This window comes from Lacrimispora sinapis (assembly GCF_043633585.1).
Taxonomy (GTDB): Bacteria; Bacillota; Clostridia; order Lachnospirales; family Lachnospiraceae; genus Lacrimispora; species Lacrimispora sinapis.
In genome coordinates, this window is the sequence record NZ_CP141832.1 from 3,399,936 (window position 1) to 3,418,798 (window position 18,863).

Sequence of the window (18,863 nt, forward strand, 5' to 3'; positions counted from 1 at the left end):
ATCACTGCACCTCCTTTTCCATTTCCTCCAGTTCCCCGCCCGAAAAGATGCACATAGACCTCTGGGTATCGGAGTAGACCAGGTATTCCGGGATTTTCTCCTGACATTTTTCACAGGCGAACTTACAGCGTTCTGCAAAGGGACAGCCGGGGGGCGGGTCCGCCAGGGACGGTGCCATTCCCGGTATGGACTCCAACCGTTCCCTGCTCCCTGAATGGGGCTTTGGAATGGCTCTTAACAGGGCCTTTGTATATGGATGCCTGGGAGTATAAAAGATCTCATCCGTCAATCCTTCTTCCATAATAAGCCCTCCGTACATGACACAAATACGGTGGCTCAAGCTTGCAACCACTCCCAGATCATGAGTGATCAGCACAACGCTCATACCGGTGTCCATCTGGATTTTCTTTAAAAGCTCCAAAATCTGTGCCTGAATGGTCACATCAAGGGCTGTGGTCGGCTCATCCGCGATCAGAAGCTTTGGCAGGCAGCAGAGAGCCATGGCGATCAGCACTCGTTGTCTCATGCCGCCGGAAAATTCATGGGGATACTGGGTCAGCCGTTTTTCCGGTGAAGAGATGCCCACCTGCTCCAGTACGGCGGCTGCTTCCTTTAAGGCTGCCTTCCCAGTCATTCCACGGTGTCTTTTTAAGACCTCGGTCAAATGGAATCCAATGGTCCTTAACGGATTGAGTGCGGTCATAGGGTCCTGGAATACCATGGCAATGTCTTTACCACGCATTTTTCTAAGCTGCTCCGGGGTCATGGTCTGTAAATCCCTGTCCATAAACCGGATTTCCTCCGCTTTGACTTCTGCATTCTCGGGCATCAGACCCATGACAGACTTCATCAGCACGCTTTTTCCGCTGCCGGATTCCCCAACTATGGCTACAATCTCCTGGTGTCCTACGAAAAGGCTGACGCCCCGGACCGCCTGCACCGATTTTCCATGGGTATGAAAGGTGGTGTGCACATCCCTGACAGACAGGATCTCCTTATTGTTTTTCTTTGTTTCTTCCAATTCCTGTTCCCTCACTTTACTCTTTCTCGTCATTCATAACCTTCGGTTCCACGTAAACCCGGAGCAGATTCCCAAGCTTGTTAAATCCAAAAATAGTGATTATGATCAGAAGACCTGGGATCAGAGCCATATAAAAGGTGTTCTGCATGGTTCCCTGGGCGCTCTGCAAAAGACTTCCCCAGGAGGACATGGGCTGCTGGATCCCCACTCCCAAAAAGCTCAGGGAGGTCTCTGTCATGATGGCGTCCGCCATGCTGGTGGTGGCCGACACGATGATGGTAGGGAATACAGACGGAATAATGTGGCGGAGAATGATGGTAAAAATATGGATTCCTGAAAATTCCGCATAAAGGACAAATTCCCGTTCCTTTAAGGATAAGGTTTCCGCACGGACCAGTCTGGCAATCTCCATCCAGGTGAACAGTCCGATGACAAGTATGATGGATTGAAGGCCCGGCTTTAAAAAGATGCTGACCACAGTCACTAAAATCATCCATGGTATGGAATAGAGGACGTCAACAATCCTCATAAGTATCATGTCCACCAAACCGCCGCAGAAGCCTGAGATGGTGCCTACAGCCACACCGATGGTAAGACTGGTCAGCATGGCAAGGAAGCCTACTAAAAGGGATACACGGCCTCCGTAGATGACTCTTGCGAAATAATCCCTGCCCACTTCATCCGTCCCGAACAAGTGCTGAAAGGACGGCTCCTTTAAACGGTTTGCCACGTCTGTGGCATTGGGATCTATCGGAAGGAACGGTGCGATCAGTGCAAACAGGATGATCACCGCTAAAAGGATCAGGGAAATGATTGCTGCCTTATCGTGCTTTAATACCAGGAGGACACTGTCCATTCTGGTGGATCTTTTGTTTTTTCGTATGTTTTCTTTCCTTATCATATCCGTCACCCCATTTCCCGAATCCGCGGGTCCGTGATGCAGTAAAGGATATCTGACAGCAGATTTCCCAGGATGACCAATATGGAGGAGAGCACCAGGACGATCATGACAATGGGGTAATCCAGTCCCTGAATGGCTTTAATAAAGTAAGGACCGACTCCCGGCCAGCCAAATACGGTCTCTGTGATGATAGCCCCTGTTACCAGAAGGCGGAAGGCCATTCCAAGTCTTGTAATGATGGGCAGAAGCACATTTTTGCATACATGCTTGAACATGATCTCGCTTTTTGACGCGCCAAATGCCTGCTGCACCAGCACATAATCCTCAGAAAACTGAGTGAGGGTGGAGGAACGGACAAACTTGATATTAGCGGGTAAAAAGGAAAAGACCAACGTGACAAAAGGCATGATGTAATGCCTTAGAAAGTCCCCGAAGGAAGTCTCCATTCCAACCGAATTCATTCCCACAAAGGGAAGGAGCTTCAGTTTATATCCCAGGACAAAGATCATAAGCATGGAAAACCAGAAGGAAGGAACCGCGATTCCAATAGAGGAAAATCCGTCGATCAGCTTATCCGCTGCCCTGTTTTTGTGGGAACCTGCAATCAAGCCCAGAATGACAGCCAGAAGATAGGCAGTCAAATAGGAAGGCAGTATGAGTTTAATGGTGTTTGGAATCCGGACCGCCAGATCAGCCGCAATGCTTTGTTTTGTTACGATTGAATATCCGAAATTACCATTTATTAGTCCGTCAAGCCAGCGGAAATACTGAATAAAAAGGGGCTGGTCATAACCATATTTTGCCTTGATCATATCAATCGTCTGCTGTGACATCCTGGGATTGGTCATGGCATCAATGGCATCATAGGGTGCGAGATGCATGAGGGAAAAGCCCAGAACGGTGATCAGAAGGACCATGGGTATGGCTGTCAATATTCGTTTCAATATATATTTGGCCATATTGTTTCTCCTTATAAAAAAGGGGTGTCTGCCGCAAGGATTTATGCAGCAAAAACCCCCTTCTCTCTTTCTTTTACGATGTTAAACCATAAAACAAATTACTTTATCTGAAGTTTGGAAGTATCTTCAAAGGTATAAACAGGAACCAGCTTTGCTTCATCAATGCCGGAGATTCTGTTTGATACCACCAAAAGACGCTTGTTGGAATACAGGGGATAAAAACATGCAGTATCCTGTATTTTCTGCTGAAGCCTGGTATAGATCTCTTTTCTCTTTGCCTTGTCGGTTTCCTTGCGTCCCTGAGAGAAAAGCTCATTGATCTCAGGATAATCATAGTGCATGTAATTGCTTGTTGCACCGGTTTCAAACAAGCTGGCAAAGGTATCCGGGTCGATTCCCATGATATACCCGCCGAAATACAGGTCATAGGAGTTATCCTCTTTTTTCATCTGCTGGCTCAGTGCGGTGGAATCAACACCGGACAAGGTCACCTTGATGCCTGCTTTTTGAAGCTGCTCCTGAACAAGAATGGCGGTCGTTGCCTGGATGCTGTCTGTGGCACTGTATGCAAGGGTCAGCTCCGGACTTTTATTGCCGGAAGCTGCAAGCAGTTCTTTGGCTTTGTCCAGATTCTGTTCATATTTTTCTACATCTTCTGTAAAGTATTCACTGTTTGGCGGCATAAAGCCCCAGGGCAGGTCATAATTGGCCGGATCAAGGAAAACGGCATCTGCAATGGCCTTTTTGTCAAGGGCATAAAGGATTGCCTTTCTTAAATTTTCATCCGTCACACGCTTTGCATTCATCATCATATAGCCGATGCGGCCTTCCTGATAAGGGATCACCTTTAAGTTGTTTGCTTCTAAATCCATCTGCTCCACCTGTGCCGGTGTGCCGATCCATGCATCCACTTCCCCGCTTTGAATGGCGGTCATGGCCGTGTTTTCATTTTCAATGATCCGGAAAACGATGTTATCAATGGAAGGGGCTCCCAGGAAATAGCTTTCATTTTTTGTAAACTTCACGTAGGAACCGGCGGAGTATTCCGACATCACATATGGGCCTGTCCCAACCGGCTTTGTATTCACATCGTTGTTTTCAAAGTCGGTTACATTCTCATACTTATGCTTTGGCATAATAAAGATCTGGGAAAACAGCTCTTCTGCGGCTGCATTGACAAAAGGCATGGTAAAGGTAACGGTATAATCATCCACCTTTTCCACCTTTACTGCACCCTCGGGAAATACCAGCTGGGAGTAAGCCCAGCCTACGTTCTTTTCATTCTCCATCGCTTCAAAGGTAAATACCACGTCATCTGCGGTAAACTTCTCTCCGTCAGACCACTTTACGTCATCACGTAAATGTACGGTATACGTCAGGTTATCATCGGAAGCCTCTATGCTCTTTGCAAGAAAATAGTTAATGCCATCGGCATTATACATATACAAAGGAGAATAGATCATTTTAAGCGTCATCAGGCCAAAACGGTCACTGGTGGTGATCACGTTGACATTGGCTCCAGGATCACCGGCAATGGCATACGTGAAGGTGGAGGCAGCTTCCCCTGTTTTTGTCGTTTCCGCTCCGGCGGCTGATGTCGTTTCGCTTTCTGCACCCGGGTCTTTCCCGCCGCATGCGGTAAGACCGCCAAGCACCATAAAGGATGCAAGCAGAACTGCCGCACCTTTTGTGAATATTTTTTTCATAATTTTCTCCTTTCTTTTTTAGGCAAATCATGACGTACATGATAAATTCCTTTTTCATTGGTACCCGTCCATCTGCTAAAAAGTCAGATTTATTATATACACAACCTGGTGCTTTTTGCAACTGGTTTTGAATAATTTCCTACTTTTTTAATAGGTATACATGTTAATAGCCCTGTCTCCATTTTCTGCCTTCTGTTCCATGGAGCGCTTTTCCGGTCTTTCAGAATACAAAAATTCCGGGGCCAGCCAGCACCGGAATCACGCTTTGCGGATGGAAAAGGTCCTCTCATAAGGCGTGTAGTCATTAAAATAAATGGTATATCCGGTTTCGTTTCTCTCTTCACCGGAATAATGTCCCCCAAATTCATGGGTTCCATAACCCGGACCAATCAAAAGTTTCTGATTTCCATGGGTCAAGGTGACAAATCCGCTTCTAAGAACCATTTCTTCTCCTTTTCCGGCTTTTAAATGGAAATGTTCATTTTCCAGAATGCTTCCTGCCGGAATACAGATTTCCACCCGCAGCGGTACCCGATCCAGTCCTTCGGCTTTCACGCCAACTTCCATTCCGTCCGTTAGGGCTTTTATGGTAACGGTCATACGGATTTCACTGCTGTTTAAAATCTCCCGCTTTTTATGATCCATCTTCCACCAGTCTGACGTGTCCTGTTTCTCTTTGAATGGAAGATAATACCAGCCCTTTGCCACGGAAGTCAGCACACAGACCCCATCCCTTTCCTCCATGGTCTGGGGAATGAAGTTACGGATATCACAGTAGCTTTCCCCAATTTTCAAGGAAATCAGAGTCTCCTGGAATTTAAGATATAAAAACGCACTCTTTCCTTTTAAAATACTGTAGCCGTATTCCGGTGTCTTTCCCCGGATCACCCCTGCTTCCTGAAAATGCTTATGATAGGTGTCTAAAAATCCATAGCCCTTGAAACCATACTCCTTCATAAAATCATGGAGCATGAGGATGTGCAGACATTCCGGCGCCAAATCTCCACGTTCCCGATTATCCTTTATGATCTTATGGGCTGCCCGGTCAAAAACTGCTTCTCCGGTTTTGGCTGCCAGATAGAGATACTGGTAAAAATACTTATCCGGATGTTCCGCTTTTCCCTGATCCTGTCTTGTGGAATTTTGGGTGAAGATGGTATCATCCGGATCAATGTAGTAAAGCATCATCTTCAAATTCCGTTCCACATAGCCCAGATAGGTCTCATCTTTTGTTTCTTCATACATGGAGATCATGGCACTGTTGACGACGGCATTGTAATTTCCGGTGGAACGCTCCGCATATTCCCCTTCGTCATTGCCGTCAATTCCCTCTGCCAGATATTGCTGTGCCCTTTGGGTCAGCATTTCAGAAAGTTCGGGCTCCTCCTCCTTTATCAGATTGGCCCCCTGCATGAGAGCGGCTGTGATGGCCCAGCGGTGGTTGGGTGTATGAAAGCCGCCGGTATAAAGTGCCCTCAGAGCTTTTAAAAGCACAGAGCGGCAGCCTTTCTTTAGGTTTACAAGCTCCCCCTCCTTGGTATACATTAAAAACAACCGATACGCAGCAATCAGACGTTTAAAGCAGAAGGATGTATCCGGTGCTGATTTAAAATTGCAGGAGGGATAATCAAAACTTCCGTCCTCCCTCTGGCAGTTCCTAATAAAAATAAGGGCTGCTTCCATGGCTGTTTTTAAGGTTTCACTTTTATAATACCGGCTGTTTTCATTTAAATAGACCGAAGCCGCCTCCGCCATCGCATAGATGGTCGGCTTCACATCTAATATCGGCTGTTTCATTCCTCCATAGAAGGCATCGCCTTCCTCTGTTACCTGTATGCTCAAAAAATGGTCCACTCTTTTTTCTGCAGAATGTATCATATGCTCCATATACCGTTTCATTCTGTATCACCTCTTTTTTATTGCAGAAGGGCTGCACCGATGAGGCCCGCATCATTGCCCAGTTCTGCCACGGCAAGTCTGGTCCTGATCCGGGAGGTCCTGGCATAATCTTCCTTGTCTATAATTTCCTGCAAGGGCTTTAAAAGCAAATCTCCGGCTTTGCTGATGCCTCCTCCGATGCAGATCAGCTCCGGCTGAAAGATATTGATTAAATCCACCAGGCCGGCAGCCAGAAATTCAATGTACCGGCACAGCACCTGTTGTGCCGTCTGGTCCTGCTTCCGGACCCCGTCAAACAGTGTCTTGCCCTCTACAAGCGCAAGATCGCCCCCGCAAAGCTCCCAAAGCAGGGAATCCCGGTTCTCCTTCATGGCTTTTCTTGTCTGGGCTATGAGGGCCGTTGCAGAGGCATAGGCTTCAAAACAGCCTTTTCTTCCGCAGCTGCATGCAGTGCCGCTGCGTTCTATGAGGAAATGGCCGAATTCTCCTGCGGCATAATTGACTCCCCGAAACACACTTCCGTCAAGAATGATTCCCCCTCCGATGCCGGTTCCCAACGTGACTGCAAGCATGGATTTACTGCCCTTTCCGCTGCCGGCCAGATATTCCCCCCAGGCGGCGGCATTGGCATCGTTGTCAAACCGAATTGGTTTCCCCGGCAGCTCCTCTTCCAGCATGGGAACAATGGGTTCGTCAAAAAAACCCAGGTTGTTGGCATATTCCACCATTCCCGTATCCCGGTTGGCGGTTCCCGGAACTCCGATCCCCACCCCTTCGATGTCTTCCCATTCCATTTCTCCAAGGGCAGCCGCTTCTTTTGCAAGGCGGGCCATATCCTTTACAATCTCGCGGGCATTTCTGCCGCGTATCGTCGGAACAGACAAGCGGTTGATCAAAGAAGCATCTTCCCCGACCAGTCCTGCGGAAATGTTTGTTCCTCCAAGATCAATCCCAATATAGTACTTCATAACCCCTTCTTCCTTTCTGATTTACTCCTTTGCAGTTGTATGGTAAACCCGGATTCCCTCCACTACCTCCTGGGCACCGTCCTCCAAGGCAGTCCTATCTATACTCACGTTATAGACTATTCTATTACTCTGTCCGAAGTGCTTCAACCCGTTCTTTTGCTTTCCGGCAGAAATTCATCTGGTGTTCTTCTGCCCATCTATCCTTACATGGGGGTTTCACGGTGAAACGTTATAAAAAAAAGAAGAGACCCCCATACACCGGTAAAGGGATCTCTTTCTTTTTCGGACCGTTTTCATCAGGTACTTATAATTCTATGTTTTCCGTATTCAAAAGTGTAACATCTTCTTTGTAGAAAGGTCTCATGCTGTCCTCCACACGGATCTTTACGTGCTTCAACCGGATATCTCTTGCGTAATCCCCATAGATGCCGGAGATTTTTGTACGGATCTCTCCATCGCCCTGGCAAGGACGGATATCATATCCTTCGATGTCCCAGCGGGAAGTCTTTTCAAGGGTCAGATGAATGTTTTCAAAGCTCACATCCTCAATGTACTGATCCTCACTTCCGCGGAGAAAGATTCCGTTTTCCCCTTTGCAGGTAATATTTTGGAAATGAACGTTGCGCACCTTTCCGGCTTTTACCCCTGGTTTCCGGTCATGGACGGTGATGCAGATCGGCTCCGCCCGTCCCCACCATTCGTGGGAGAACCGTCGTGTTTCAATGGTTATATTTGAAAATACAGCATTTTCCACATCTCCCCCATCCCGAATTTGAAGGGATATCCCCCGGTTGCTCCGGCTAATGGTACAGTTTTCCACCAGAATATTGCGGAAGCTGCACTCCCCTTCGGTTCCGATCTTAATGGCTGCACTGGTGGAGATCAAGGTACAGTTGGAGATCACAATGTTCTCACACGGTCCGTACTGGTTATAGTCACCGGAATTTTTGAGAACAATGGCATCGTCTCCGCACTCAATGTGACAGCCGATGATGCGGACATTGGTGCAGTGATCCGGGTCGATTCCATCGGAATTTGCCATCTGCAAGTTGTTAATCAAACGGATTCCTTCAATAAGGACGTCGTTGCAGCCGACCAGATGAACGGTCCAGAACGCACAGTTCATCAGCTTCACGTCCCGGATGGTCAGGTGCCGGAACTTTTCTAACAGCATCAGGGGAATTCTCGGATAATAGGTTCCTTCTATATGATAGCCGGAGTTGGAACCGTAAAAAATTGTTTCATTGGCGTCAATGGTGCCAAACCCTGTGATGGCTACATTTTCCTGGTCATATCCATAGAGAAATGCGTGGAACGGTCTCCCGTTGTATTCGCTGTTTAAAAAGGAAGGAAGACCGGATTCGTGTGCCACAATCTTTCCTCCGTTGGCCAGTGGATAATAATCCTCCAAATGGTCACTGGCCTTCAAAACGGCCCCCATTTCCAGATGAAATTCCACGTTGGATTTTAACAATATGGACCCGCTGTTGTAAATATGTCCGCCCGGTAACACCACACGGCCGCCGCCTGCAAGGCTGCATGTATCAATGGCTTTTTGGATGGCTTTCGCATCATTGGCCGCCCCATCGCCCTTTGCTCCGAATTCCAATACATTATAAGTCATAATTTCCTCCCGTCTCCAATGGTGCCTAACGTATGGCAAGACTAAATTCATCCGATTTTTTCAAGTATGTCAAGAAGCGCACCATGAGCCATGGTAAAAGCCTCTTCTCCGTTTAATTTCTTCTTTTCTCCCTCACTCTGTTCCAGGGCATGGAACCCTGCAAAGTCTGCCAGATGGGGTTCCAGGGATAAAAAGCCCTCATATCCGCTTTCTTTCAAGCGCTTTAAGATTTCTTCCACCTTTCCGTCGCCCTGTCCTGCCGGAACCACGCTTCCATCCGTCCATAAGGCATCCTTAATATGAACGTAGGCGATATATGGCTTTAACCGTTCATAGGCAGCTAACGTATCCTGCTTGCACTGGACAAAGTTTGCAAAGTCAAACACCGCCTTAAAATATTCCCCATAATACTCCTTCATAAGCTCCAGACACCGGTCCGCCAGATCTCCGTAAATATCCTTTTCATTTTCGTGAAGAAGGGTGATCCGGCTGGCCCTGGCGTAATCCACAAACTTCCCCACCTGAGTGAATACTTTTCCACGGTAAGGGGCATAAGCCTCGTTCTTAGGCATGAAAAAGCTGAACATCCGGATATAGGGTGCCTCCATCTCATGAGCGATCTCCACCGTATGTTTGAAAAGCTCCATATGAGGAAGAAAATCGTCTGTGATTTTTATTTTTCCAATGGGAGAGCCTATGGAAGATAACCGGATTCCAGCGTCAAAAAGCTGTTTTTTTATCTCTTTTACTTCCGGAAGGGAATACTCCACCAGACCTTTTCCGTTGACGCCCCGCATCTCTACATAGGAGATATCCAATTTTTTCAGTACCGCGATCTGCCTTCTCAAATCCATAGTAATCTCATCCGCAAAACCGGATAGTTTTATTCCATCCCACATCTTCATCTCTCCTTTTGATCGTTTAATAGCTTCCTTCCGTATCAAAAACCACACCGCTCCCCTCTTTTTTCCGGGAAGAGGAACGTCGTTTCTCCAGTTCTTCTAAAAAAAGGTCTTCCTCAAACGGAATCTCGATGCCTTTTCCCAGCCAGCTGGACAGATGCATGGCATTTGACAGAGTCAGACCGTTGATTCCCTCCACGCCCTCCGCCACCAGCGGGGTCCCATGAAGAATTCTTCCTGCAAACGCCTTTAATACCCCCATATGCTGTTCATTAAGGCCATCGGTTTCAATCTCCGTGACCGTACATTCCGGCTTATCAAATCCGCCCTTAGCGGTCTTGCAGAAGGTCCGTTCATTTTCTGCCAGTTTATAAAGGGTGAGCTTCTCATTTTCACAGACCAGTTTTCCCATCTCCAAAGTCACTTCAAACCGGTTGGTTCCGGGCGCATCTGCGGTGGTGGTGACAAATACTCCGGTGGCGCCGTTGGGATATTCCAGATATGCGGTGACATCATCCTCCACCTCAATGTCATGCCATTTCCCGTTGTGACAGAAGGCATGTACCTTTTTTGGCATTCCACAGATCCACTGGAGAAGGTCCATATTGTGGGGACACTGGTTTAACAGCACACCGCCGCCCTCTCCGTCCCAGGTGGCTCTCCAGCTTCCCGAATCATAATAGGACTGGGTCCGGTACCAGTCCGTCACGATCCAGTTGACTCTTTTTATGGCCCCCAGTTCCCCGCCGGTCACCAGCTCATGCATCTTCCGGTATATGCAGTTGGTTCTCTGATTAAACATCATGCCAAATACCCGGTCGCTTTTCCGGGCGGCTTCGTTCATTTCTCTTACCTGCTTTGTATACACTCCAGCCGGTTTTTCACACATGACATGAAGGCCATGCTCCAACGCGTAAATGGTCAGCTCCGGATGCTGATAATGAGGAACTGCGATAAGAACCGCATCACAGACTCCCGCTGTAATTAAATCTTTTCCTTCCTCATAAACAGCCGCTGTTTCCGGTAAATTTTCTTTTGCCCATGCTCTTCTCGCTTCGCTGCGGTCCGCAATTGCAGTGATTGCAATCTCCGGGACCTTTCCCTGTAAAATATTTTTGCAATGTCCGGTTCCCATATTTCCGATTCCGATGATTCCAAGTCTTACTTGATTCATTCTTATCTCTCCTTATTCCTGGCAGAATCATAAATGTCCATCATGGTATAAAAGGTATTCTCAACCGAAGGAAGATCGTTTAAATAAGCCGTTTTTTCAGCCAGGCACCGGTAAAAGTCCCGAATGCAGGCTTCATGCCCGCTGCCCCAGTAGGCTTTTCCCAAAACCGATGCACCTGGCGCCTTCCAGCAGTCAAACTCCTCCTGCTCCCAGGTCCGGGAAAAGACAGAATTTCCCTCTACGCGCACAACCCCCTTTTCACCAAAAAGCTCCATCAGGACAGGCGCATCAAATCCGTAAGCGGTGGTGGCATAAAAGCTGGCTCTTACGGGGTCGTCTTCCTCCGTAAATTCCATATAAGCCTCCATGGTATCCTCCACCTCCACAACCCCTTTTAAGTGGTGGTTGCTCATGGCGGCTTCTGTTTTTACAGGCTTTCCAAGGAAGGTGAGCAAAAGGTCCAGGGTATGGATGGACTGATTGATAAGGACTCCGCCTCCCTCGGTCTGAAGGCCGCCTCTCCAGCCGCTTTCCGTGTAATAAGCCGGCCCCCGGTTCCAGGTAACAAAAGCCCTTCCCCCTCTTAGCCTGCCTAACATCCCTCCCTCCAATATCTCCTCCACCTTTTTTGTGGTCTCATTATACCGGTTTTGAAAACAGATCCCAAGCCTTCCCCTGCTTTCTTTTTCCGCTGCCAAAAGCACTTGAAACTGAGCCTTTGTTATGGCGGGAGGCTTTTCCATAAAGGCAGAGAGCCCCTTCTTTAACCCCATGACTGCCATGGGCACGTGGCAGTCATGGGGGGTGCAGATGTGGATTACATCAAGTGCTTCCTTTTCAACCATCTCCTCCAAAGACCCGTAGACAGCCGCTTTTCCCTGGGTAAAGGAATCCGAGAATTCTTTTGCCCGTTCCCTTTTGATATCTGCTACCCCGCAAAGGCTCACCCCTTCTATTCCCGTAATGCACATGGCATGGACCCTGCCAATGCTCCCGCAGCCGATCACCCCGACCCGAACCATGCTTTCATCCCCTTTTCTTTTTTCTGTTTCTATGATAGATTAATTATATACTCTTTTTCACGCAATTTGTTTGCGTAGATTGACTAGAAACATGCACCAATTGCTTTTTACAGGAGGACCTGATGAAAAAAGAAAGCTTATACGATTACAGTGAATTTTCCGAGCCCTTCAGCTGCGATTTTACCACCAGCCAGGCCGCAGGAAATGTGGATTTTCACATGCATAACAGCCATGAGATCTACCTTCTTTTAGACGGCCACATCCAGTATTTTGTGGAAAATTCCTGCTATGAAATGAATGCCGGAAACTTGATTCTTTTTTCCAACCACGAAATCCACAAAGCGATTAACGGGAATCACGAACCCTTTACCCGTCTGGTCATTCACGTGAATCCCGCATTTATCCGTCCATACTGTACGTCCAACACCAACCTTTTGGATTGTTTCCACCGAGATCCCGGAGTCAATAATCTGGTACTGCTTTCCAAGCCGGAATACGAGAAGCTCCTTGCCATGGCCCAAACTCTGAATCAGGCACAAAAAAATCACTGCTCCTACGGCAGTGATTTAACAGCACTTACAACCTTGCTTCAAATTCTCATACTCATCAATCAAACCTGGAAAAAGACCGGTTTAGGAACGACTTCTCCAAGGCCCCACAAAGCCCAGGCCATTATGCGCTATATTGACAAAAACTTAACGGCCCCCATGACCCTGGACTCCATTTCAAACGCCCTTTCCCTGGATAAATATTATTTGAGCCATTTATTCAAAACCGAAACCGAAAGCAGCATCTTTCAGTACATCGTGGTGAAACGGGTGGCTCTGGCAAAAGAACTGCTCTTAAAGGGACATACGGTTTCCGAAGCCTGTCACTTATCCGGGTTTCATGATTATTCTAATTTCATCCGCACCTTCCGTCAGACCACCGGCTGTACGCCGGGGCAGTTCAAGCGGCTGAATCAGTAACGAAACGCTTGAAAGACCGGTTATTTCATCTTATATACGGGGTCTGCAGGATATCCTCCCCGGAGCTTCTGCATTCCCCGCTGCACCGCATCCTTTGACTGCTTCCAGTCCGCTTCCTTATTCATATAATCGAATTTCTCAATAAACCAGTCTACATCCTCTGAGACCCGTTCCATATTCTTTTCCATGAGCGAAAAGAGAAGGGGATAGAATTCTTTTCGTTCCCCGTCACTTAAATACCGGTCTGCCCCGCTGCACAAATCCCCGAAGTGGTGAAGGCAGAACCCCTTGCTGTTACTGACTTTTGTGCGGAATCCGGAATCATTTCTGTAAAGGTGGAAAAAGGTTTCCAAAAAGCGGTCATACCGTTTGGAAAAACGGTCACAGATATAGCAGGTCTTTTCCTTGGAGGAAACCCAGTCACTAATGGCATTGGTACCGCCGGATTTCTTAATCAGCCGGTCCCTGATGGAAGTCTTTTGTGGAGCAAAGTCTTTGAATTCTTCCTTCATCTCCTTGAGCATTTTCTTATAATAGGTCTTTAAAATCCAGCCGTTGCCCAGCGCATTGCCGTAATCAAACATCTTCTTTTGATGGATGCGGCAAAATCCCTCCCGGTCCGTACTCTCTCTGGTGTCGCTTTCCATGTAAGAGGCACAGGACCCCAGAACAAAATCTAAAAGCTCCTGCTCCACCTTCCGTTCCAGAAAGCAGAACGGGCATTCGTCCTCCGCATCCATGGCGTCATTCAACGGTATTTCATACAATTTTTCCTTCATCCCTTTTCCCTCCTCCGAGCCAAAAACGGCTGTGCAAAGGGATATCCCCTTACACAGCCTGTCATTTATCATGCATACTCCCAATAAAAACTATTTCTATTTTACCTGCACCGGAGGAGGTTGTCAATGGCGGCGATGACGTTCGTTCCGCTTAACCTATTCCTCATTCAAAACAGAACCTCCATTGCTGGCAATCACGTCTTGGTACCAGCGGAAGGATTTTTTTCTGGTCCGTTTGTAGCTTCCGTTGCCGTAATCATCACAGTCCACATATACCATCCCATACCGTTTGCTCATCTGGTTGGAGGAATTGGACACGAGATCAATACAGCCCCAGCAGGTATAGCCCATTAAATCCACGCCGTCAATGGTTACCGCATCATACATGGTCTTAATGTGTTCCGCCATATAATGGATTCTATAATCATCCTGTATACTTCCATCTTCCTCCACTTTATCGCTGGTTCCCAATCCATTTTCAACGATAAACAGCGGGAGACGGTACCTGTCATATAGATCCACCATGGAAATCCGAAGTCCGGTAGGGTCGATTTGCCAGCCCCATGGACTGGATTTTAAATATGGATTTTTAATGGCTGCAGCGGTATTTCCCTCCGCCACTTCAAGGCCGGTTGTATCAACCGCAGAACAGGAGGAAGAATAATAGGAGAATGAAATAAAATCAACCGGATAACTTTTTATAATTTCATCATCCCCTAATTCCTTTTTGATGGAAATGTTCTTTGACTGATAAAGCGCCTTCAAATAAGCCGGATATTCTCCAAATACCTGCACATCTGCAAAGGCCAGGGTGGCTCTCATATCCTGCTGTGCCTTTAATACATCCTCAGGCTTGCAGGAATATGGATAAAAGGTCAGCTTGGTCAGCATACAGCCTACCTTGGAATCCGGAATGATTTCATGACATAGCTTGGTGGCAAGGGCACTTGCGACAAACTGATGGTGCATGGATTGATAAATCGCCTGTTCAAACGCCTCATGGCTTTCAAAATGGTCTTCAATCAAACCGCCTGTCATAAACGGATGTCTGATCACGCTGTCTATTTCATTAAAAGTAAGCCAATATTTCACCTTGTCCTTATAGCGTCTGCAGATGGTTTCCACATATCTCACAAAAAAATCTATGGATTTCCGGGAATACCATCCATTGTATTCCATAACAAATGCCAGCGGCGGCTCATAATGTGACATCGTCACCAAAGGCTGGATATCGTACTTTAAAAGCTCATCAAATACCTGATCGTAGAATTTAAGGCCTTCCTCGTTTGGTTCTGATTCATCTCCCCTGGGAAAGATTCTGGACCAGGCAATCGACATGCGGAATACCTTAAAGCCCATCTCAGCCATCAACGCAATATCTTCCTTATAGTGATGATAGAAATCAGAACCGTGACGTTTGGGGTAATAAGTGGTATCCGTAGTTTTCATGGCCTCTTCAATATCTTTTGACGTAATCTCCCACTGCTTCTGCATATCCTGAACATCCACATCGGGTTTGAATCGGGTCACATCAGCGGTGGAAAGCCCTTTTCCGCCCTCATTCCAACCACCTTCAAACTGGTTAGCGGCTGTAGCACCGCCCCAGAGAAACCCTTCTTTAAACTGTCTCATCCAATCTTCCTCCTTGCTTTTACTTACGGGAAACTGTCATAATCCTCTCTCCAAATGATACATAATCACCTGCCTTTTTGTCAAAGCTCAAAATACGATCCTTATCCAAAATCAAAACCGGTGTGATCATATCGTAGGTTTTCTTTAATTCGTCCAGCTCAAACCGGATCAGCTTATCGCCCTGACGAACCTCCTGGCCCTGTTTTACAAAAGCCTCAAAATTGCTTCCGTTCAACTGAACCGTATCCAGCCCAATATGGATTAATACCTCCAAACCGTCAGCAGATGCAATCCCAATGGCATGATTGGTTGGAAAAAGGCTCGTAACCGTACCGTTTATGGGCGCATACACCATTCCTTCACTGGGAATCACTGCAATTCCATCCCCAAGAACACGGGAAGAAAAAGTCTCGTCACTGACGGAGGATAAATCTGCGATCCGACCGCTGACAGGAGCCATGATCTGGGTCCCCGTTGCAGCTTTTTCCTCCGTCACCTCCGGCTTTTCCAGGACGATTGCCAGCCCAAAGGCTGACACGATACTGATGAACATTGCAATCAAAACATCCGGCACATTGGATTGAAAATATAACGGCAGACTAACGATGCTGGAGCTTGCAAAGCTTACCAGACGGAACCCGGTCATGGAAATATATCCGGCTCCCAAAGCTCCCCCCAAACACGCCGCTAAAAATGCCTTTTTATACCGGATCAATATTCCGTATAAGGCTGGTTCTGTAATACCCATGATTGCGGAGAAGCTGGAAGATATAATCAAAGATTTCTGTTCACTTTTCTTTGTTTTAAAATACATGGCCGCAGTTGCACCAAATTGTGCCATGGTGGACATAAACATGGTTGGCAGCAGCATATCATACCCCAGTTCCGCCAGATTCTGGAATATAACCGGTGTAAACCCTTGATGCATTCCCGTCATAACCGTAATGGGCCGTATCAAAGCCATGATAAATCCTGCCACAAATGAGTTTACCGTGAATAAATAAGTAATGAATTTTGTAAGAGCCGAACCGGCATAGTTTCCCATCGGTCCCAATACGATCAGTTCGAGAGGAACCATAATAAGAAGCACCACCGTAGGCGTAAATATGACCTTCATAACATTTGGCATATGCTTATCCACAAAACGGTACACATAGCTTAAAATCCACACGCCAAGTACAATTGGAATAACCGAATACGTATAGTTGACCACACGCACCGGAAGTCCAAAGAACCCTACGGAAGTCAGCTCCCCTGCCGTTGCGAGATTTAACAGGGTCGGATGCAGCAGGGCGGCCGCAAGAGCAACGGCAAGTGTGATATTTGTCTTAAATATTTTCGCACTGGATACTGCCAGGAAAAACGGAAGAAAGTAGAAAATACAATCTGCCATCATGTTAAACAGCTGAAACGTATAACTATCCTGGGAAACCAACCCCATAGCCTTTAAAAGAGCGATAATCGCCTTCAGCATACCTGCCCCGGCGATGCCGGGAATAACAGGAATGAATATTCCGGAAAGCACATCCAGGAACTTTGAAATGATCTTCTTATTGTTACCGTTTCCGTCCCCGTCCTCTTGTTCTTCGCTGGTTCCTAAAAAGGAAGCCACCTCCGTGTAAATGGACCCTACCTGAGGACCAATGATGATCTGAAGCTGCTGATTCTGAATCTGGGCCCCAAGGATTCCTTTTATTGCTTTTATATCCTCCAGCTGTATCTTATCATTATCTTTCAGATTGAGCCGTAATCTTGTCATACAATGTGCGGCTCTTGATATATTTTCTTTTCCACCAACCAACTCAATTATCTTTTTTGCTAATTCCTTATTTGTCATATGTCTATCCCCTTATAAACAAACATGAACCTTCATATAGTTTCCTGGTTCCTTTTCAATGGATCTTATCATTTCCGGAGCCTCTTCCATGGTTGTGATGCAGGTCAGTATCTTCCGCACATCCACAGCGCCGGAATGGATCAGTCTGATCGCCTCTTCAAATTCATTTGCACTTGTCCTCGCTCCCCTGATATCTACTTCCTTCTTTGTAATAACATCCGTCGGTATGGGCGTTTCCGTTTTCGGCCAGCCGGTAAGCGTGATACGTCCGGCATTTGCAACATAATCAAGCGTCGAACGAACCGCCGCATTCGCTCCGGAGCACTCCATCACAAGCTCTGCTTTTCTTCCGTTTGTATATTCCAGAATCTTTTCTTCTGCATTTTCTTTTGATGGATTGATAACATAACCCACCCCCGCATCCTTTGCCATTTTAAGACGCTCATCTACCGGGTCGATCACGATGGGAACCGCCTGATAAGCGATGGCAGACATGGCAGCCAGCATTCCTATGGGTCCTGCACCAATAACCACTACATGCTCCCCTGCTTTCAGCTCACCTCTGTGAAGTCCATGAAGAGCTATGGTCAGCGGTTCTGCAATCGGGGCTAATTCCCAATCCATATCATCCGGTAATTTCCACAGCATATCCTCCGGATGGGTAACATATTCCGCCATTCCTCCTTCTACGTGAACCCCAAGCACCTTTAAATCCGTACAACAGTTTGTCCGCCCGATGGAACAAGGATAGCAGCGGCCACAGTATAGATAAGGGTCTAAAATCACTTTGTCCCCCACGTTAAGCCCTCTCTTGTTATTGGGGGATATTTGAAGAATTTCTCCTGCCACTTCATGTCCGATGATCCGTGGGTATGTGACCAAAGGATTTGTCCCGCGAAAAGCCCCAATATCGCTTCCGCAGATTCCAGCCGATTTTACTCGAATCAAAGCCTCCTGCTCTCTGCGGTGAGGCATTGGTATATCCACACACTCTGCTACCCATGGCTTCTCATATTTTATTGCTTTCATTTTGATCTCCTTTGCACGAAACTCCGCAGAGAAATTCCATTGCATTGCATTTCCCTGACTCTGGTTCCTTACCAGTATCCTGCAGAAAGTACTGGTTCAGACAGTACACACCAGGTATTCTCAATTTCCCCCCGATCAGAAAACCGCCTTCTCTTTAAATCGTATCCGTCAGGAAAAAATCAATTCCCTAAATGCCACAATTCTTCCACTTTCTGCAATACTCCTTCTGGTACCACTCATTTTTTCTTCACTTATTTGAAATATAAAATTATTTCATTGCAACCGGTTGCAATCATATTTAAAGATTATCAGATTAAAACGTCTACGTCAATTATATTTTCTTCCAATCTTTTTTCTACTTTTTTGTGCAGTATATACAATTATTTTAATAATATAAAATTATTTTATGCAACCGATTTCAATATAATTTATCAATGTAAAA

15 protein-coding genes are annotated in these 18,863 nt (G+C 46.7%); 1 reads left to right on the plus strand and 14 read right to left on the minus strand.

The genetic code is table 11. The annotated features are described in order from the left end of the window. Position 1 precedes the first annotated feature (1 nt). The 10 genes from VIG27_RS15960 to VIG27_RS16005 form a co-directional block, all read right to left on the minus strand. Positions 2 to 1,054 carry an ABC transporter ATP-binding protein gene (locus VIG27_RS15960; protein ID WP_394523572.1) on the minus strand — a complete coding sequence of 351 codons (1,053 nt, stop codon included), beginning with the start codon at positions 1,052 to 1,054 and terminating at the stop codon, positions 2 to 4. Beyond that, entirely contained in the window at positions 1,038 to 1,922 is an 885-nt protein-coding gene (locus VIG27_RS15965; protein ID WP_394523574.1) for an ABC transporter permease, read from the minus strand. Before VIG27_RS15965 ends, VIG27_RS15960 begins: the two co-directional genes overlap by 17 nt. 5 nt (positions 1,923 to 1,927) lie before the next feature. After that, positions 1,928 to 2,881 (minus strand): ABC transporter permease, encoded by a 954-nt coding sequence (locus VIG27_RS15970; RefSeq protein WP_394523576.1) that lies wholly within the window; start codon positions 2,879 to 2,881, stop codon positions 1,928 to 1,930. A gap of 98 nt (positions 2,882 to 2,979) precedes the next feature. Further along, positions 2,980 to 4,587 (minus strand): ABC transporter substrate-binding protein, encoded by a 1,608-nt coding sequence (locus VIG27_RS15975; protein WP_394523578.1) that lies wholly within the window; start codon positions 4,585 to 4,587, stop codon positions 2,980 to 2,982. A 258-nt stretch (positions 4,588 to 4,845) separates the two neighbouring features. Beyond that, positions 4,846 to 6,486: a hypothetical protein gene (locus VIG27_RS15980; protein ID WP_394523579.1), complete on the minus strand. Its 1,641-nt coding sequence runs from the start codon at positions 6,484 to 6,486 to the stop codon at positions 4,846 to 4,848. A gap of 17 nt (positions 6,487 to 6,503) precedes the next feature. Further along, positions 6,504 to 7,454: an ROK family protein gene (locus tag VIG27_RS15985; protein WP_394523580.1), complete on the minus strand. Its 951-nt coding sequence runs from the start codon at positions 7,452 to 7,454 to the stop codon at positions 6,504 to 6,506. Positions 7,455 to 7,758: 304 nt separating this feature from the next. Further along, complete coding sequence (locus VIG27_RS15990) at positions 7,759 to 9,078, minus strand: glycoside hydrolase family 28 protein (protein WP_394523584.1); 1,320 nt, start codon at positions 9,076 to 9,078, stop codon at positions 7,759 to 7,761. A gap of 47 nt (positions 9,079 to 9,125) precedes the next feature. After that, positions 9,126 to 9,977, minus strand: coding sequence for a sugar phosphate isomerase/epimerase family protein (locus VIG27_RS15995; protein ID WP_394523586.1), 852 nt, complete (start codon positions 9,975 to 9,977; stop codon positions 9,126 to 9,128). 22 nt (positions 9,978 to 9,999) lie between these two features. Further along, entirely contained in the window at positions 10,000 to 11,154 is a 1,155-nt protein-coding gene (locus VIG27_RS16000; protein ID WP_394523587.1) for a Gfo/Idh/MocA family protein, read from the minus strand. Between the two features lie 2 nt (positions 11,155 to 11,156). After that, positions 11,157 to 12,176 (minus strand): Gfo/Idh/MocA family protein, encoded by a 1,020-nt coding sequence (locus VIG27_RS16005; protein ID WP_394523588.1) that lies wholly within the window; start codon positions 12,174 to 12,176, stop codon positions 11,157 to 11,159. A 122-nt stretch (positions 12,177 to 12,298) separates the two neighbouring features. Between VIG27_RS16005 and VIG27_RS16010 the strand changes: the two genes are divergently transcribed. After that, positions 12,299 to 13,144: a helix-turn-helix domain-containing protein gene (locus VIG27_RS16010; RefSeq protein ID WP_394523589.1), complete on the plus strand. Its 846-nt coding sequence runs from the start codon at positions 12,299 to 12,301 to the stop codon at positions 13,142 to 13,144. Between the two features lie 20 nt (positions 13,145 to 13,164). On the opposite strand, the gene VIG27_RS16015 is transcribed toward VIG27_RS16010, so the two are convergent. From VIG27_RS16015 to VIG27_RS16030, 4 genes are all read right to left on the minus strand, one after another. Next, complete coding sequence (locus VIG27_RS16015) at positions 13,165 to 13,923, minus strand: DUF6062 family protein (protein ID WP_394523591.1); 759 nt, start codon at positions 13,921 to 13,923, stop codon at positions 13,165 to 13,167. 156 nt (positions 13,924 to 14,079) lie between these two features. Next, a complete protein-coding gene (locus VIG27_RS16020; RefSeq protein ID WP_394523592.1) occupies positions 14,080 to 15,555 on the minus strand; it encodes a glycoside hydrolase family 1 protein in 1,476 nt (491 codons plus the stop codon). A 19-nt stretch (positions 15,556 to 15,574) separates the two neighbouring features. Next, a complete protein-coding gene (locus VIG27_RS16025) occupies positions 15,575 to 17,392 on the minus strand; it encodes a beta-glucoside-specific PTS transporter subunit IIABC (RefSeq protein WP_394523593.1) in 1,818 nt (605 codons plus the stop codon). A gap of 12 nt (positions 17,393 to 17,404) precedes the next feature. Continuing rightward, positions 17,405 to 18,421: a zinc-binding alcohol dehydrogenase family protein gene (locus VIG27_RS16030; RefSeq protein WP_394523595.1), complete on the minus strand. Its 1,017-nt coding sequence runs from the start codon at positions 18,419 to 18,421 to the stop codon at positions 17,405 to 17,407. Between the last annotated feature and the right edge of the window lie 442 nt (positions 18,422 to 18,863).

Coding starts and splice junctions, on each gene's coding strand:
- VIG27_RS15985 (WP_394523580.1), bottom strand. CDS start 7,454: ATGAAGTACTATATTGGGATTGATCTTGGAGGAACAAACATTTCCGCA.
- VIG27_RS15995 (WP_394523586.1), bottom strand. CDS start 9,977: ATGTGGGATGGAATAAAACTATCCGGTTTTGCGGATGAGATTACTATG.
- VIG27_RS16005 (WP_394523588.1), bottom strand. CDS start 12,176: ATGGTTCGGGTCGGGGTGATCGGCTGCGGGAGCATTGGCAGGGTCCAT.
- VIG27_RS15960 (WP_394523572.1), bottom strand. CDS start 1,054: ATGACGAGAAAGAGTAAAGTGAGGGAACAGGAATTGGAAGAAACAAAG.
- VIG27_RS16020 (WP_394523592.1), bottom strand. CDS start 15,555: ATGAGACAGTTTAAAGAAGGGTTTCTCTGGGGCGGTGCTACAGCCGCT.
- VIG27_RS16000 (WP_394523587.1), bottom strand. CDS start 11,154: ATGAATCAAGTAAGACTTGGAATCATCGGAATCGGAAATATGGGAACC.
- VIG27_RS16025 (WP_394523593.1), bottom strand. CDS start 17,392: ATGACAAATAAGGAATTAGCAAAAAAGATAATTGAGTTGGTTGGTGGA.
- VIG27_RS16015 (WP_394523591.1), bottom strand. CDS start 13,923: ATGAAGGAAAAATTGTATGAAATACCGTTGAATGACGCCATGGATGCG.
- VIG27_RS15965 (WP_394523574.1), bottom strand. CDS start 1,922: ATGATAAGGAAAGAAAACATACGAAAAAACAAAAGATCCACCAGAATG.
- VIG27_RS15980 (WP_394523579.1), bottom strand. CDS start 6,486: ATGAAACGGTATATGGAGCATATGATACATTCTGCAGAAAAAAGAGTG.
- VIG27_RS15990 (WP_394523584.1), bottom strand. CDS start 9,078: ATGACTTATAATGTATTGGAATTCGGAGCAAAGGGCGATGGGGCGGCC.
- VIG27_RS16010 (WP_394523589.1), top strand. CDS start 12,299: ATGAAAAAAGAAAGCTTATACGATTACAGTGAATTTTCCGAGCCCTTC.
- VIG27_RS15975 (WP_394523578.1), bottom strand. CDS start 4,587: ATGAAAAAAATATTCACAAAAGGTGCGGCAGTTCTGCTTGCATCCTTT.
- VIG27_RS15970 (WP_394523576.1), bottom strand. CDS start 2,881: ATGGCCAAATATATATTGAAACGAATATTGACAGCCATACCCATGGTC.
- VIG27_RS16030 (WP_394523595.1), bottom strand. CDS start 18,421: ATGAAAGCAATAAAATATGAGAAGCCATGGGTAGCAGAGTGTGTGGAT.